Annotated in this window: 10 protein-coding genes and 1 pseudogene; all 11 read left to right on the forward strand. The window is 67.6% G+C overall.

The genetic code is table 11. The features are described 5' to 3' along the window. Positions 1-36 precede the first annotated feature (36 nt). The 11 genes and pseudogenes from zomB (at position 37) to ABZ319_RS12540 (ending at position 15,213) form a co-directional block, all read left to right on the forward strand. A complete protein-coding gene (gene zomB, locus ABZ319_RS12490; RefSeq protein WP_354986510.1) occupies positions 37-1,968 on the forward strand; it encodes a flagellar motor control protein ZomB in 1,932 nt (643 codons plus the stop codon). 243 nt (positions 1,969-2,211) lie between these two features. After that, positions 2,212-3,297: an alpha/beta hydrolase family protein gene (locus tag ABZ319_RS12495; RefSeq protein ID WP_354986478.1), complete on the forward strand. Its 1,086-nt coding sequence runs from the start codon at positions 2,212-2,214 to the stop codon at positions 3,295-3,297. A 338-nt stretch (positions 3,298-3,635) separates the two neighbouring features. Then, on the forward strand, positions 3,636-4,745 hold the full coding sequence (locus tag ABZ319_RS12500) for an alpha/beta hydrolase family protein (protein WP_354986479.1): 1,110 nt from the start codon (positions 3,636-3,638) through the stop codon (positions 4,743-4,745). 244 nt (positions 4,746-4,989) lie between these two features. Then, complete coding sequence (locus ABZ319_RS12505; protein WP_354986480.1) at positions 4,990-6,036, forward strand: alpha/beta hydrolase family protein; 1,047 nt, start codon at positions 4,990-4,992, stop codon at positions 6,034-6,036. Positions 6,037-6,230: 194 nt separating this feature from the next. Further along, positions 6,231-7,202 carry an alpha/beta hydrolase family protein gene (locus ABZ319_RS12510; RefSeq protein ID WP_354986481.1) on the forward strand — a complete coding sequence of 324 codons (972 nt, stop codon included), beginning with the start codon at positions 6,231-6,233 and terminating at the stop codon, positions 7,200-7,202. Positions 7,203-7,499: 297 nt separating this feature from the next. Continuing rightward, positions 7,500-8,504 (forward strand): alpha/beta hydrolase family protein, encoded by a 1,005-nt coding sequence (locus ABZ319_RS12515; protein ID WP_354986511.1) that lies wholly within the window; start codon positions 7,500-7,502, stop codon positions 8,502-8,504. A 220-nt stretch (positions 8,505-8,724) separates the two neighbouring features. Then, positions 8,725-9,945, forward strand: a pseudogene (locus ABZ319_RS12520) (alpha/beta hydrolase-fold protein); the annotation flags it as partial. Positions 9,946-10,177: 232 nt separating this feature from the next. After that, positions 10,178-11,362: an alpha/beta hydrolase family protein gene (locus ABZ319_RS12525; protein ID WP_354986482.1), complete on the forward strand. Its 1,185-nt coding sequence runs from the start codon at positions 10,178-10,180 to the stop codon at positions 11,360-11,362. 212 nt (positions 11,363-11,574) lie between these two features. Next, positions 11,575-13,575, forward strand: a complete 2,001-nt coding sequence (locus ABZ319_RS12530; protein ID WP_354986483.1) for an alpha/beta hydrolase-fold protein — start codon at positions 11,575-11,577, stop codon at positions 13,573-13,575. A 139-nt stretch (positions 13,576-13,714) separates the two neighbouring features. Further along, entirely contained in the window at positions 13,715-14,242 is a 528-nt protein-coding gene (locus ABZ319_RS12535) for a DUF732 domain-containing protein (protein ID WP_354986484.1), read from the forward strand. Beyond that, positions 14,242-15,213: a cutinase family protein gene (locus ABZ319_RS12540; RefSeq protein ID WP_354986485.1), complete on the forward strand. Its 972-nt coding sequence runs from the start codon at positions 14,242-14,244 to the stop codon at positions 15,211-15,213. Before ABZ319_RS12535 ends, ABZ319_RS12540 begins: the two co-directional genes overlap by 1 nt. Positions 15,214-15,480 lie beyond the last annotated feature (267 nt).

Below are 15,480 nucleotides of genomic sequence, written 5' to 3' on the forward strand. Positions count from 1 at the left end.
GGACACGAGCGAGAGGCGGGCGCCCCGACGGCACAGTTGCCGCTCGGCGGCGCCGGTCGTCGTGCCGGAGAAGCCGGCGGTCGCTACTCGCTGCTGTCCCGCGCCATCTTCATCGGTGGGATCACGCTGACCGCGACGCTGTTCGCGGCCGGCGGCTGGCAGCGCCGCTGGATCGCCGACGACGGCCTGATCGTGCTGCGCACGGTGCGCAACCTGCTCGCGGGCAACGGCCCGGTCTTCAACGCCGGCGAACGCGTCGAGGCGAACACCAGCACGGCCTGGACCTACATCGTCTGGTTCTTCAGCTGGCTCACCCAGGGCAGGCTCGAATACGTGGTGCTCGCCATCGCGCTCGTGCTCTCGGTCCTGGCGATCGTGTTCGCCATGCTCGGCGCGGCGCGGCTGTGGGGCGGAACGGGTTCCGCCCTGCTGCTGCCCGCGGGCGCGCTGGTCTACATCGCGGTGCCCCCGGCCCGCGACTACGTCACCTCCGGCCTCGAGACCAGCCTGGTCATCTGCTGGCTCGGCGTGCTGTGGTGGTGGCTGATTCGCTGGTCCCAGACCGAGAATCCGCGCCTGCCCGGCTATTTCGGGCTGGTGTTCTGCGCCGGTCTGGCCCCGCTCATCCGCCCGGAGATGACCCTGGTCGGCGCCCTCGCGCTGATCATGCTCTTCTGCGCGCCGGTGCCCCGGACCCGGTTGGGCCCGATCTTCTTCCGCGTCGCGATCGTCGCGGTGGCCGGGCTGGTGCCGATCGCGTACCAGGTGTGGCGGATGGGCTACTACGGCCTGCCCTACCCGAACACGGCGGTCGCCAAGGACGCCGGCGGCGCGAAGTGGGAACAGGGCTTCGTCTACCTGTGGAACTTCATCGGCCCGTACTGGCTGCTGGTGCCGCTGGTGCTGCTGGCGGTCGGCGGCACGGTCGCCGTGCGCTACGGCCGGCCCGAGACGCCGACCGGTAAGCATTCCGAACCGGACACCGCCCCGCGCAACCGGATTCAGCGGGCGAGCGCGGCCCTGCACAGCCCCGCCGCGGTGGTGCTGCTCATGGTCGGCAGCGGCCTGCTGCTGGCGGTCTACCAGATCCGCGTCGGCGGCGACTTCATGCACGGCCGCGTGCTGCTGCCCCAGCTGTTCTGCCTGCTGCTGCCCGTCGCGGTGCTGCCGCTGCGGATCCCGGAGGGTTTCCTCGGCGGCTCCGCGCACGGATCACGCCGTCTGGACTGGGCTTTCGTGGTCGTGCTCGGGGTGTTCCTGGGCACGGCGGGCTGGGCGCTGTTCGCGGCGAACACCACGGCCATCACCAGCGGTACCAAGATCAGCTCGACCGGCATCGTGGACGAGCGCGTGTACTACGTGCTCAATACCGGCCACGACCATCCGATTCGGGCCGAGGACTACCTGGACTATCCGCGCATGCGCGCCATGGTGCGCGATATCGCCGATACGCCCAACGGCGGCCTGCTGCTGAATTCGCCGTCCTTCATGTTCTGGTACATCGCGCCGCCGCCGGAGCCCATCCCCGCGGGCGGGGCCGGGCATACCGTGTTCTTCCTCAATCTCGGCATGACCTCCATGAACGTTCCGCTGGACGTGCGCGTCATCGATCAGATGGGGCTGGCGTATCCGCTTGCCGCGCATACCGAGCGGCTCGTCGACGGCCGCATCGGGCACGACAAGAACCTGTACCCGGACTGGGTCGTGGTGGACGCGGGCATGGTGGATCAGAAGCCGTGGCTGCCCTGGTTCATGGACGACAAGTGGGTGACGCAGGCGCGCACCGCGCTGTCCTGCCCGCAGACCCAGGATCTGCTGGCCTCCTCGCGGGCGCCGCTGACCCTGGATCGCTTCCGGCACAATATTCAGCAGGCGCTGGAGTTCGCGAGCTATCGCATCGACCGGGTGCCCAAGTACGAGATCGAGCGGTGCGACCTGGTCGATCCGACACAACCCGCACCTCGGTAACTTCCGGCAAAACTCTCGAAAACCACACGGCGGCGGTCCATTAACAATGGGCCGCCGCCGTTCTGTCCGATTCGCAAAGGATTAACAAACTCGCATCTCGGTTTGGTAACACCGAGGGGGCCTTTCCGCGATAGCATCCACAGAACAACCGGGCCGAACCATCTCGTATGCACCGCAACGGTTGTCGTGATAACCCACGCGGGCGCCGGCTGGCCCTCGCGCGCATGAATGAAGGGCGCGGCAATGCGACGCTGCAACGGGGATGGGGCGCACCAGCGCGAGCAGACGCGGGATGGTTCGAGAACGCGAACCTGGGCGCGCAAGTCCGCCGTCGGCTTGGCCCTGGCCGCGGTGCTGCCCTTCGGGGTCTCGGTCGCGGCACCGGGATTCGAGCCCGCCGCCGCGCAGGCCGCCTTCAATCCCGACGGCTTCGACTTCTACGTCGACTCCAGCATGGGCCCGATCAAATCCCGCATCTTCCGGGCGCAGGACGGCAACACCGACCGGGTGGTCTACGCCCTGGACGGCCAGCGCGCCCGGGACGACCTGAACGGCTGGGAGATCGAGACCGAGGGCGCTCGCGCCCTGGCCGCCGCGAACATCAACGTGGTCATGCCGGTCGGCGGCATGTCCAGCTTCTATGCCGACTGGAAGTCCCCGAGCACGTTCCTCGGGATTCCCGCGGGCTCGGCGGCGGGCAGCGGTTCCGGTGCCTCCCAGGTGCTTGCCGGCGGCCCGGGCAAGACCTACACCTACAAGTGGGAGACGTTCCTGACCCAGGACCTGCGCAACGCGCTGCGGGACAGGCTGGGCTTCAACGTCACTCGCAACGGCATCTTCGGGCTGTCCATGAGCGGCAGCGCGGCGCTCACCATCGCCGCGCACCACCCGGACCAGTTCGTCTACGCGGGTTCGCTTTCCGGCGCGCTGAACCTGTCCACGCCGATCATGCGCAACGCGGTGCGCCTGGCCATGCTCGACTGCGGCGGATACAACATCGACGCGCTGGGCGGCGCCAAGGACTCGTCCTGGACCCGGCTCGATCCGTACACCAACGCGTCGAAACTCAAGGCCAACAACACCCGCCTGTGGATCTCGGCGGGCAGCGGACTGCCGACCTCCACCGACGTCATCAATATGACCACCATTCAGGGCATGGGCATCGAAGCCGTCGCGCTGATGGGCACCAAGGCCTTCCAGACCCGATTCGCGAGCGTCGGGGGCAAGAACGCGATCTACGACTATCCGGCCGTGGGCGTGCACAACTGGAAGAACTGGGAGGCAGAACTCGCCCGCATGATCCCCGATCTGTCGGCGAATATCGGCTGAGTCGGTTGCCCGGCCGAAACCGACACTGTCCCACGATCTTCGGATCGTGGGGTTTCACCATGCTCATCACGCATAACCGGCGGGTTGCCGGTGATGTGCGAGGGATGTGCGATGCCGGTGGTGTCCGGTGGTGACGGTGTTTCCGAGATCACGGTTTTGTTCTCTACGTTGTATTGACCAGCGGGTTCGGGCCACAAACGCCCCCGTGCGTGGCCCCCATCACATCTGTCTCTTTCTGATAACGCTCAGTTAGCCGTCACACGATAGGGTGCCCGAGACGCCCACAGCGGCCGCGAAGACGCCGTGGACACGAACAGAAGCGAAAGGCCGTACGGAATATGCGAGGCGAGCAGGATAGACGTCGGAGATCGAGCGGCGGTTGGGTGAAGAAGTCGGTACTCGGGGTGTCGATGGCACTGCTGCTGCCGTTCGGGGTGTCGGTGGCAGGTGTGGGAGCGGGTGCGGCCAACGCGGCCTTCGACCCCTCCGCGTTCGACTTCTGGGTGGACTCCTCCACCGGAATGGGTCCGATCAAGTCCCGCATCTTCCGCGCGGCCGACGGCAACACCTCCCGCGTGGTCTACGCGCTGGACGGCATGCGGGCCCGCACCGACCTGAACGGCTGGGAGAACGACACCGATGTGGCGCGGGCGCTGACCGCCGCGAACATCAATGTGGTCATGCCGGTCGGCGGCGAATCCAGCTTCTACGCCGACTGGGTCGCCCCCAGCACCTTCCTGGGCGTCGAGGCCGGCACCGGCTCGGGCTCGCTGTCCTCCTCGGGTTCGGGCACCGGCTCGGGCGCGGGGTCCTCGTCGGGTTCGGGCGCGTTCCAGCTCATGGCCGGCGGGCCGGGCAAGAGCTACCGCTACACCTGGGAGACCTTCCTGACCCGCGACCTGCGCAACGCGCTGCGCGATCGGCTCGGCTTCAGCACCACCCGCAACGGCGTGTTCGGCCTGTCCATGGGCGGTTCGGCCGCGCTGACCCTGGCCGCCTACAACCCGGACCAGTTCAGCTACGCCGGCTCGTTCTCCGGCTACCTGAACGTCTCCGCGCCCGGCATGCGCGAGGCCCTGCGCCTGGCCATGATCGACGCCGGCGGCTACAACATCGACTCCATGGCGCTGCCGTGGAGCCCGGCCTGGCTGCGCATGGACCCCTTCGTCTTCGCACCGCGCCTCAAGGACAACAACACTCGCCTGTGGATCTCCGCGGCGAGCGCCATCCCGGGTCCGGGTGACGTCTCCGGCGTCATGTCGGTCATCCAGGGCATGCCGCTCGAGGCGCTCGCGCTGGCCAACACCCGGGCCTTCCAGGTCCGGATGGCCTCCATCGGCGCCGGGAACGTGACCTACGACTTCCCGGGCACCGGTGTGCACAACTGGAACAACTGGGCCGCCGAGGTCTACCGCATGATTCCGGACCTGTCGAACAACATCGGCTGATTCGTTCTCGCCCGGCCATTCGAGGCCCCCGCCCTTTCCGGGCGGGGGCCTTCGCCGTTTCCGGAAAGCCCGCACCAATTTCTCGCGCCCGCCGTTTCGGATTCGCCCCAGGTCAGCGGTCTCGGTTCGGTTCCAGCGCACGACTCCGGCCTAACACGCCGAGTCGATCGCCCGATAAGCGCCGTGTATCGAAGAAGATCAGTCTTGGAAAGCTCGGTTCTGCTCCAACGAGAGGGCTAGGTCGATGCGAAGTACGGGCGTAAGAAGGTTGGTGCTGGGGATAGCGACAGCGCTGCTCCTGCCACTGGGGGTGACGGTGATCGGAACCGCGCCCGCCACCGCGGCTTTCGACCCCGCCGGATTCGACTTCTGGGTCGATTCGCCGGTCATGGGACCGATCAAGTCGCGCATCTTCAGAGCGGCGGACGGCAATACCAACAGGGTGGTCTACGCGCTCGACGGCCAGAGAGCCCCGGAGACCATCAGCGGCTGGGAAAACGACACCAATGTCGCCCAGGTGCTGACCAGTTGGAATATCAATGTCGTCATGCCGGTGGGTGGGCAGTCGAGTTTCTACGCGGACTGGGCCGCACCGAGTTCGTTCTTCGGAGTGCCGGCGGGCGCGGGCTCCTCGGCCGCGAACACCGGCTCGGGCGCGACCGAGGCGCTGGGCGCGGGACCGGGCAAGAGCTACAGATACGACTGGGAAACCTTCCTGACCAATCAGCTGAGATGGGCGCTGAAGGATCGGCTCGGGTTCAATCCCAACAGAAACGGTGTTTTCGGCCTCTCCATGGGTGGCTCCGCGGCTCTGACGCTCGCGGCCTATCACCCCGATCAATTCAGTTTCGCCGGCGCCTTCTCCGGCTATCTCAACATCTCGGCCCCGGCCATGCGTGAACTCATCCGCATCGCCATGATCGATGCCGGCGGGTACAACGTCGACTCGATGGCCCCGCCCTGGGGGCCCCAGTGGTTCCATATGGACCCGTTCGTCTTCGCCCCCACCCTCATTGCCAACAACACCCGGCTGTGGATCGCAGCGGGCAGTGGCACGCCGATGGACGCGGATCTGGCCATCCCACTCGGGGCCGCCGCCGATCGGCTGGTACGAGGTTCGCCCCTGGAAGTTCTGGCGCTGGCCAATACTCGGGCATTTCAGGCGCAGATGAACTTCCTCGGCGCCCAGAATGTGGTCTATTCCTTCCCGCCCCAGGGTCTGCACGCCTGGACGAATTGGCAGGAAGAGGCCTACCGGATGATCCCGGATCTCTCGGCGAATATCGGATAGCGATCGCAGGTGCGCGAAGGCCCCCGCCCCCGGAGGGTGAGGGCCTTCGCCGTACTCCGATCCCGGCGGATCACGATTCCGCATCCGGGTGCGTTTCCCCGGTCCTCGGCTCCGAATATGCGCCTATAGAGAAGCCGGAGCGGCACAGAGCTTCTGCAATTCGTCATGGTCATCGATGCCTGAAAGGCGAGTGGATGCGGTCTGTTCGGATACGCAATGTGGTGGCGGGTCTCGCAGTGGCCCTGGTCCTACCGTGGGCGAGCGCGCTGAGCGGGGGAGCCGCACCCGCGGCCGCCGCCTTCGACCCCGCCGGGCAGGACTTCTGGGTCGACTCCAGCATGGGGCCGATCAAGTCACGCATCTTCCGCGCGCACGACGGCAACACCCAGCGCGTCGTCTACGCGCTCGATGGCTTGAGAGCCAGAAACGACCTCTCCGGCTGGGAGATCGACACCGACATCTCGAAGGTGCTGCCCGCCTGGAACATCAACGTGGTGATGCCGATCGGCGGCCAGTCCAGCTTCTACTCCGACTGGATCTCGGCGAGCAATACGAACGGCCAGTCCGCTCCCTACGCCTGGGAGACCTTCCTGACCCGCGATCTGCGCAATGCGCTCGCGTCCCGGCTGGGTTTCAATCCGAACGGCAACGGGGTCTTCGGCCTCTCCATGGGAGGCAGCGCCGCACTCGTGCTGGCCGCCTACCACCCCGACCAATTCCGTTACGCCGCATCCTATTCCGGGTACCTGAACATCTCCGCGCCCGGCATGCGCGAAGCGCTGCGGCTGGCGCTGCTCGACGCAGGCGGCTACAACATCGATTCCATGTGGGGACCGCCGTGGAGCGAATTGTGGTTGCGCCATGATCCTTTCGTCTTCGCCTCGCGCCTGCGTGACAATGGCACCCGGCTGTGGATCTCCTCCGGAAACGGTGTGCCCGGCCCGCGCGACGCGGTGCGCTCCCCGCTGGACGCCTTCAATGTCACCAATGCCTCCGGTCTGGAGAGCGTCGCACTCGCGAATACCCGTGCATTCCAAGCCCGTATGGACTCGCTCGGACCGAGCAACGCGGTGTTCGACTACACCCCGGACGGCGTGCACTCCTGGCACTACTGGCAGGACCAGGTCTTCAAGATGCTGCCGGACTTGAGCGCCAACATCGGCTGAGGCATAGGGATTTCCCGGTTGCCGCGACATCACGTCCGATTCGCGATAAGGTCACCGCACGATTACGGCCGGAATTAGCATCACCTTGCCAAGGGATCGGAATGTCGAATACCCTCCAGCGAGCGCAAGTTACCGGACCGTGGTAGCGCCGGGCCCACTCGAAGCGTCGGGATTCGTAGTGGGCCTTGGTGAGCCTTGATCGCACACATCTATGTGGCTTCGCCATGCGCGTGTGCGAAACAACTGAACTACAGCAGTAGAGAAGGAGCAGTATCCATGCGTTTCGGCAGGTCTGCCATGCCGGGTGGAGTCCAGTCAGGACGTGGTGCTCATCGTGGTTGGGGCGCACGACTTCTGGCTGCGGGCGCCGCGGCACTGGCAATCCCGACCGCCGCGGCAGTGGCGACTCCCGCTGTCGCTCTGGCCGCCCCCGCCTTCGGCCCCGTGCACCGCACCCCCGCGGGCGGCTTCGAAGAACTGATGGTTCCCTCCAGCATGGGACCGATCAAGGTCCAGGTGCAGTGGGCCCGCAACGGCGGTTCCTCGGCCATCTACCTTCTCGACGGTCTGCGCGCGCGTGACGACAAGAACGCCTGGTCGTTCGAGACGAACGCGATGCAGCAGTTCGAGAACGACGATGTGACCCTGGTGATGCCGGTCGGCGGTCAGTCCAGCTGGTACGCGGACTGGACTTCGGCGAGCAACACGAACGGCCAGAAGTACACCTACAAGTGGGAGACCTTCCTCACCAAGGAGCTCCCGAACTTCCTTGCCGGATATGGCGTTTCGAAGACCAACAACGCGGTTGTGGGTCTGTCGATGTCCGGCCCGGCCGCGCTGCGCCTGGCCGCGTTCAACCGCGGTCAGTTCAAGCACGCGTCCTCGTTCTCCGGTCCGCTGAACTGGAACGCTCCCGGCATGCGCGAAGCCATTCGCGTCATGATGCTGGACGCGGGCCGCTTCAACGTGGACTCCCTCGCCGCCCCGTGGAGCCCCGCGTGGCTGCGGATGGACCCCGCGGTCTTCGCGCCGCAGCTCAAGGGTCTGCCGATGTACATCTCGGCCGCCAGCGGTCTGCCGACCGAGGCGCCGAACTCGGCCATCGGCGCGTTCAACACCGCGAACGCCATGGGCATCGAGGCGATCTCGATGGTCACCACCCGCCTGTTCCAGCAGCGCTTGAACTCGCTGGGCATCCAGGCGACCTACGACTTCCCGGCCGCGGGCACGCACACCTGGAAGAACTGGGAAGCCGAGCTCTGGAAGGCGCGGCCGCTCATCCTGCAGTCGCTGAACTCCTGAGCGCACTCGCTCTCGAAAGACCGGCCATCCTCTCGCGAGGGTGGCCGGTTTTTTGTGTCCGGCGGTGATTCCGCCCGTGTGTTCGTTGTCACGAGGATCTCGGAGATTCCCGCGAAAGGCGTTGGCGCGGTAGAAACCTACTGTGACACGTGTGGCATGTGGTGGATGGGGGAGACGCGGGCGCGGTGGTCTGATCGCGCTCGCGGTAGCCGCGTCGGTCCTGGTGACGGGGGGTGCGGCGGTCGCGGAGCCGTCCGCGCCCGCGGTGCGAAATGTGGTGTGGCTGAGCGATAGACGGGTCGCGCTGTGGGTCGACTCGCCCGCCATGGGCGATCGAGTTCAGGTACAGCTGCTGCTGGCGCGCGATTGGAATCTGCAGCCGGACAGCCGGTTTCCGGCACTGTTCCTGCTCGACGGGCGCTGGGCGGGTGACGACGAGAGCGGCTGGACCAAGACGGCCGGTGCGCAGAAGTTCTACGCGGACAAGAACATCACGGTCGTCCTGCCGGTGGGCGGGCAATCGAGCTGGTACACCAACTGGCGAAGACCCGACCGCGGCAAGACATATCGGTGGGAAACCTTCCTCACCAAGGAACTGCCGCCGCTGCTGGATCGCTCGTGGCGCACCAGCGGCGTGCGCGGCATCCTGGGCGCGTCCATGGGCGGCAGCGCCGCCATGACCCTGGCGAGCCGCAATCCGGGCTTCGTGCGCTTCGCCGGATCGCTGTCCGGCGTGCTGACCACGACCACTCTCGGTATGCCGCAGGCGATCCGGTACACCATGGGCGAGGCGGGCGGCTACGACTCGGAGAACATGTGGGGGCCGGCCACCGACGGGGAGTGGGCCGCGCACGATCCCTACGCCCTGGCCGAGCGCCTCAAGGGCGTGAGCCTGTACGTCTCCAGCGGTAGCGGGCTCGCCGGGCGCCGCGACATACCGCACGGAATTCCCGGGGTGAGTACCGACTGGACGGGAATGGCCCTCGAAGTGCTGGCGCGATTCTCGGCTCAGCTATTCGTAGCAAAGCTCAATAAATTGAGCATTCCCATTCAAGTGAATTACCGCCCTTCCGGAACACATTCCTGGCCGTATTGGGATTTCGAGATGCGGCAGTCCTGGCCGCAGGCGGCGTCCGCGCTCGGCGTCGACGCGGGCGCGCCGGACTGCGCGGCCGCCGGCGCCATTGCGCCCGTGGCGCAGTCGAAGGACTGGCTGGGCGGATGCGTGACGCGGGAGTTCGCGCTGGCCGGGGGCGCGGCACAGGATTTCCGGGGCGGTCGCGTGTTCTGGAGCGCGGCCGGCGGGGCGCACGCGGTGGGCGGGTCGATCGGCGGCGCGTACCAGGGCGCGGCGGGACCCGGTGGAACGCTTGGTTTTCCAATAAGCGACGAAACTCCCATTCCGGGCGGCGCACGGCAGGACTTCCAGCGCGGCTACATCCTCTTCCGGGAGGGAAAGGCCGAAATACACGCCAGCTGAACGAGATACTTGCCAGCAACCGGGTATGCACCGGTAATGTGCTCCGATGTCCGTGACGCCAGTCACGTTTGGTGTCGTTCCCCCCTTGCGGTTCAGGAGCACAATTCTGATGGCAGCACAGGGCGCGTCATGCCCACGTTCGGTTCGAGAGCTCGACTCGGTTCCCCTCGCGAAGACGCGTCAGTGGCGACGCGTGCTGACGGTGGCGGCCGCCGCGGTGGTCCTGCCCGGGGCGACGGTCTTACCGGGAGTCGCTGCGCTGCCGGGTATCTCGGGTTCGGCCTCGGCCGCCCCCGCCCCCCTGCTGCGCGCACCCGACGGCGGTGCGGAGCCGGCCGCCGACCCGAAGCCGGAGGTCGATCCGAAGCCTGCGGCCGACCCGGCCCCGGCCGCCGAGGCCGCGCCCGCGGCCGATCCGAAACCCGCCGACCCCAAACCCGCCGCCGACCCGGCCGCCGCGGCGCCCGCCGCCGCGCCGAATCCGGCCGCCGCGGGCGATCCGGCGCCCCCGGCCGCCCCGGAACCGCCGGCGCGCCCGCGCTTCCAGGAATTCATGGTGCCCTCGAGCATGGGCCCGGTGAAGGTCCAGGTGCAGTGGGCGGCGCGCGGCGGCGACGCCGCGCTGTACCTGCTCGACGGTCTGCGCGCGCGGGACGATTTCAACGCCTGGTCCTTCGAGACCAACGCGATGCGTCAGTTCATCGATGACGATGTGACGCTGGTGATGCCGGTCGGCGGCCAGTCGAGCTGGTACTCCGACTGGCGCGCGCCCTCGGGCACCAACGGCCAGAAGTTCACCTACAAGTGGGAGACCTTCCTCAGCGACGAGTTGCCCGCTTTCCTGGAGCAGCACGGCGTCTCGCGGACCCGCAACGCGGTGGCCGGTCTGTCCATGGGCGGTTCGGCGGCGCTGGCCCTGGCGGCCTACCACCGGGATCAGTTCAAGCACGCGTCGTCGTTCTCGGGCTACCTCAACATCTCCGCGCCCGGGATGCGCGAGGCGATTCGCCTGGCCATGCTCGACGCGGGCCGCTTCAACGTCGATTCCATGGCCTGGCCGTGGAGCCCGGCGTGGCTGCGGATGGACCCGTTCGTGTTCGCGCCGCAGCTGCGCGGGCTGCCCATGTACGTCTCGGCAGCCTCGGGCATTCCGGGACCGTACGACAACCGCGAGGGCCAGACCGCCTTCAACACGGTCAACGCCATTGCGCTGGAAGCGCTGTCGATGGTCAACACGGTCGCGTTCATGTCCCGGCTCAAGCAGCTCGGTATCGACGCGAACTTTCACAGTCCGGCCAAGGGCACCCATTCCTGGGGCTATTGGCAGGACCAGCTCGCCACCGCGCGCCCGGACATCCTCGCCGCCCTGGGGGTGTAGGGGCATACGGGAAACGACCGACCGAGCCATTCCGAGAATCGGTCAAAGAAAACCGGTCGTTTGCTGAACGCTCCTGATTTCCGCGCGTCCTCCCCAGCTCTCGCGGAAATCAGGGGTACAACACTTGTGTGGTTGGAGTTGTTCGTGGGACGAAGCGAGCGCGCCGACGCTGGGCGGCAATAGCCGCGACCTTGATTTCTTCACTGGTCGCGGTGACTTTCACGGGGCTGGGTCCGGCCACTGCCGAACCCGAGGCCCCCGCCGCTACGGGTCCGGCGACGGTCCAGAAAGTCGTGTGGCTGGGTGATCGCCGGGTGGCACTGTGGGTGAATTCGCCCGCCTCCGGCACACCCGTCCAGGTTCAGCTACTGCTGGCCCGTGATTGGCGCTCCCGCCCGGACGCCAAATTCCCGGTCATGTTCATGCTGGACGGCCTGCGTGCCACCAACGAGGAGAACGGCTGGACCAAGGAGGCGGGCGCGGCGGGCTTCTTCGCCGACAAGAACGTCACCGTGGTGCTGCCGATCGGCGGTCAGTCCAGCTTCTACACCGACTGGCTGCAACCGGACAACGGGCACAACTACAAGTGGGAAACCTTCCTCACCAAGGAACTGCCGCCGCTGCTGGAAAGCCAGTGGCGCGCCACCAATGCCCGTGCGGTGTCCGGGCTCTCGATGGGCGGCACCGCGGCCATGATGCTGGCCGCGCGCAATCCCGGCTGGGTCCGGCACGCCTCGTCGTACTCCGGTTTCCTCACGCTGACCACCCTCGGCATGCCGCAGATGGTCAACTTCGCGATGAAGGATTCCGGCGGCTTCGACTCCAACGCCATGTTCGGCCCGCCGAGCAGCCCGGAGTGGAAAGCGCACGACCCCTACGAGATCGCCGACCAGCTCAAGGGCGTCGGGCTGTACATCTCGAGCGGCAGCGGCACCGCCGGGGCCTCCGATCCGCCGTCCGACATTCCGGGTCTCACCAGCAATTACGCGGGCGTGGGCCTGGAAGTGCTGTCCCGCTTGAGTTCCCAGAACTTCGTGTCCAAGCTGCACAAGCTGAATATCCCGGTGCAGGTGAGCTACCGCCCCTCGGGCACGCACACCTGGCCCTACTGGGACTTCGAGATGCGCCAGTCCTGGTCGGACATCGCGGCCTCGCTCGGCGTGGACGGCACCGCCACCGACTGCAAGCTCGGCGGTGCGATAGCCGGTGCGGCACAGGCCAACAACTGGCTCGGCGACTGCCTGACCCCGGAGTACCCGGTCGCCAACGGCGTCGCACAGGATTTCCGCAACGGGCAGGTCTACTTCTCCCCGGCAACCGGGGCGCAGGTCGTCGGGGGCGCCATCAGCGGCACCTTCGCCGGTCTGAACGGCGCCGGCAGCGGGCTCGGATTCCCCACCGGCGGTGAGCAAGTGCTGCCCGACGGCCGCGGCCGCTTCCAGGGCTTCCAGAGCGGATCCATCTACTGGACCCCGCAGACCGGCGCGCAGATGGTGCGCGGCGCGATCCTGGACGAGTGGGGCAGGCAGGGTTTCGAGGGCGGCCCGGCCGGTTATCCGAACGGCCCCGAACAGCGCACCCCGAACCGGGACGGCGTGGTGCAGGGCTTCGAACACGGGCCCATGTACTTCAGCGCCAAGACCGGCGCGCACCTGCTGCAGGGCCTGATCCTGGGCAGGTACGCCCAGATCGGTTTCGAGAACAGTGCTTTCGGCTTCCCGATGGGCGCCGAGCAGGGACTGCGCGATCTCGGCCGCTACGTCGCCTTCGAGGGCGGCAACATCTACTGGAGTCCGCTGTCGGGAGCATGGGGCGTGCGCAACGGCCCGATCATGCAGGCCTGGGGCGCGCAGGGATTCGAGAACGGTCCGCTCGGCTTCCCGATCGGTGAGGAGGGCGTGACGGCCGCGGGCGCCCAGCAGGCCTTCCAGGGTGGTTCGATTCTGGTGCAGGGTGACCGCGCGCAGGTCTTCTCGCTGGACGGGCGTCCCGTGGGCGGGCCGGTCGACACCAAGCCGGTGGTGGCCAAGCCCGATCCGGCCGGACCCGAAGCACTGCCGGGCGCCGGCCCGGCCCGCGCGGATCAGCCCGCGCCGGCGACCGGGCCCGGGCCGGCGGCCGCGCCCACCACGACCGAGCCGCCCGGGCTGGAAGCGGCAGAGGGCTTTCCCCTCCCGATTCCGGCCCTCGGCCCGGAGGTACGCCCCAACTGACCTGTTGGGGCGGGGTGCGGCGGGCATATTTTCTCTTAGAAGTGCATGAGGTTCGGCTCCGAGTCAGCGACGTCGGCAGAGGTCGCCGCTAATGTGGGGGCCGACCTGGTGCCCGCAGACAGATCAAGGAAACGAATAAATGCATCGGACCCGTGGCAAGGTTCTCGGCGTCGTTCTCGCTTTCGCCGCCACCGGACTGCTCGCCGCCTGTGGTGACAACGATTCGACGGCGACGAGCACGCCCACTCTGACCCCGACCACGGCCAAGACCACCGCGGCCACCACGCCCGGCGCCGAGACCCCCGGCTCCGAGGCCGCGCCCGCGCCCGGCGGCGAGCCCTCCAGCACGGTGGTCGAGCGGCCCAAGCCGGTGCCGAGCGAGTTCATCACCACCCCGAGCAATTCGGCCCCGCTCGCGGACCGCGACAAGACCTTCCTCGACGAGCTCAAGAAGCGCGGGATCAACCCCGCCGCCTCCGACATCGCGCTCACCGCGGGCAACCTGGTGTGCCAGGGCAAGGCCCAGGGCGCGCCCGAGGACCAGATCATCACCTACGTGACCGCCATCGCGGGCTCCGATCCCGGCTTCGACGAGTCGAAGATGTCGGTCGAGCAGGCGGGCAAGATCTACTACGAAGTCGCCTCCGCCAACTACTGCGACAAGTGATGTCGCGACGCCGTTCCGGACGCCGGTCCGCCCCGGCGGGTTGCCTGCTGCTCATCGCCGCGATCGTGATCGTCATCATCGTGGTGCTGCTGCTGTGGTACCTGCTCGCGGGCCGGTTGAAGGTGCCCGGCCCCACGCCCCCCGGCCCGACGCCGCCGACCTCGCAGCCCGAGAGCTGCCCGGACGTGCTGTTCCTGTCGGTGCCCGGTACGTGGGAGTCCAGCAGCACCGACGACCCGTACAACCCGTCCGCGAATCCGGCGTCGCTCATGCTCAACATCTCCAACCCGGTCCGGGCGAAGTTCCCGGACAACCGGCTGGAGGTCTACACCGTCCCGTACGTGGCGCAGTTCTCCAATCCCGTCGCGCTGCCACCGGACGGTCAGCAGTCCTACAACAACTCGCGGTCCGAGGGCACCCGCAAGGCCACCGAGAAGCTGGCCGAGACGTACGCGGCGTGCCCGCTCACCAGCTACGTGATCGTCGGCTTCTCCCAGGGCGCGGTCATCGCGGGCGACATCGCCGCCCAGATCGGCGCGGGCGACGGACCGGTCCCGGCGGACAAGGTGCTGGGCGTGACCGTCATCGCGGACGGGCGGCGTGATCAGGGGGCCGGACAACCCACCGAGATCGGCGTCTCGCCCCCCGGGGTCGGCGCGGAGGTGGCCCTGCGCGGCCTGAACGTCCCGGGCATCACCATGACCGGCCCGCGCGCGGGCTTCGGTGCGCTGGCCGATCGCTCGTTCACCATGTGCTCCCCGGGCGATCTCATCTGCGACGCACCCAAGCAGGCATTGAACCCGCTGAACATCATGGCCAGCGTCGGCACGCTGGTGAAAGCCGCGGGCAACCCGGTGCACAGCCTCTACGCGGGATTCGTCGTGGACGCCAACGGCACCACCGCCACGACCTGGACCGTCGACTGGGCAACGGGCCTGATCGAGAAAGCTCCGCATCCCGCACATTCCTGACTTACTGACCGACCCCCTAGTTTCGGGGTCACGTTGTAGAGTGCTCCAGATTGCGGTGCCTGGCTTGCGCGGTGCCGCAGCACAATCCGGCCAGCCAGGAGCAGGTGTTCATGAGAGCAGTCGCCGCCGTACCGCCTACGGCGACCGCTCCGGGCTGGGAGAAAATGGAGGACACGCCGACGCCGGGACTCGCCCGAAGGTGTTCAGCGTGTGCAACTCCTCTGTCTTCGCCGGCTGTGGCGGTCGGCACATCAGCCGGGACCGTCG

The organism is Nocardia sp. NPDC005978 (assembly GCF_040614455.1).
Lineage (GTDB): Bacteria > Actinomycetota > Actinomycetes > Mycobacteriales > Mycobacteriaceae > Nocardia.